At 55.7% G+C, this 1,256-nt stretch carries 1 protein-coding gene; it reads left to right on the top strand.

Going from position 1 to position 1,256, the window contains the following annotated elements:
• Window positions 1-1,116, top strand: a protein-coding gene (locus C4K88_RS18035; RefSeq protein WP_104122817.1) for an IS3 family transposase whose coding sequence is annotated in 2 segments (ribosomal slippage) — window positions 1-209 and window positions 209-1,116 — 1,117 coding nt annotated over the 2 segments. Because the reading frame shifts where the segments join, the coding sequence is not laid out codon by codon here. This gene is flagged as partial in the annotation.
• Window positions 1,117-1,256: the final 140 nt, after the last annotated feature.

Below are 1,256 nucleotides of genomic sequence, written 5' to 3'. Positions count from 1 at the left end.
CGAAGCGGTCAAGCAAGTGACCGAGAAAGGCAATCCTGTCGCCGATGTTGCCCAGCGCCTGGGCATGTCTGTTCACAGCCTCTACGCCTGGATCAAGCTCTACAGCAAGCCCCAAGAACAGCGTCAGCAAGACGACGATCAGCAGGCCGAACTGCGCAAGCTGCGCGCTGAACTCAAGCGCGTGACGGAAGAGCGAGACATCTTAAAAAAGGCCGCCGCGTACTTTGCCAAGGAGTGCAACTGAAGTACGCCTTCATCAAAAAGCACTCGACGCATTACCCGGTGCGGCGCCTTTGCCAAACCCTCAAGGTGCATCCCAGCGGCTACTACGCTTGGTTGGCCGAACCTCAATCTGCCCGAGCCAAAGAAGATCAGCGCCTGCTTGGCTTGATCAAGCAGGCCTGGTTAGAAAGCGGCGGCGTGTATGGCTATCGCAAGATTCACGATGACCTGCGAGAGCTAGGAGAGATCTGTGGGCGAAATCGAGTCGGTCGCTTGATGCAGGCAGAGGGGCTGCGTTCGCAAACGGGCTATCGCCGTCGTACTGGGTTTTATGGCGGAAAACCAACAGTGGCATCCCCCAACCATCTGGCCCGGCAGTTCAAGGTCAGTGAGCCGAATAAAGTCTGGGTGACCGATATCACCTACATCCGCACCTATGAAGGGTGGCTGTACCTGGCGGTAGTGCTGGATCTGTTCTCCCGCCAAGTCATTGGTTGGTCAATGAAGCCCAGAATGAGCAGCGACCTGGCCATCGACGCCATGCTGATGGCCGTGTGGCGACGCAAGCCACAGCAGCAAGTGATGATTCACTCAGACCAAGGCAGTCAGTTCAGTAGCTCAGATTGGCAAAGCTTCCTGAAGGCCAATAATGTGATCAGCAGCATGAGCCGACGGGGAAACTGCCACGACAATGCCGTAGCGGAGAGCTTTTTCCAGCTTTTGAAGCGGGAGCGAATCCGACGAAAGATCTACGCAACGCGTGACGAAGCCCGAAGTGATATTTTCGATTACATCGAGATGTTCTATAACCCTAAGCGTCGACACAGCAGTGCTATGCAGCTGTCTCCAGTAGAGTATGAGAAACGCTATTTCCTGAGCTTGGAGAGTGTCTAGGAAAGCAGGGGCGATTCAAATATCCATTCCGGCAGCTTCGGAACTGTCACCTTGCGGCGTCGTGTCGATAGCGTGTGGGTGCTCCTCAGCCATAGTGAGTGCACCACTGGCGAGTCCGAAGCCCGCGCCTCAATCAGCCA

The organism is Arthrobacter pityocampae (assembly GCF_002927275.1).
Taxonomy (GTDB): Bacteria; Actinomycetota; Actinomycetes; order Actinomycetales; family Micrococcaceae; genus Arthrobacter_D; species Arthrobacter_D pityocampae.
Note: the sequence above shows the minus strand (reverse complement) of the source record. Positions and strands in the feature narration are given on the sequence as shown.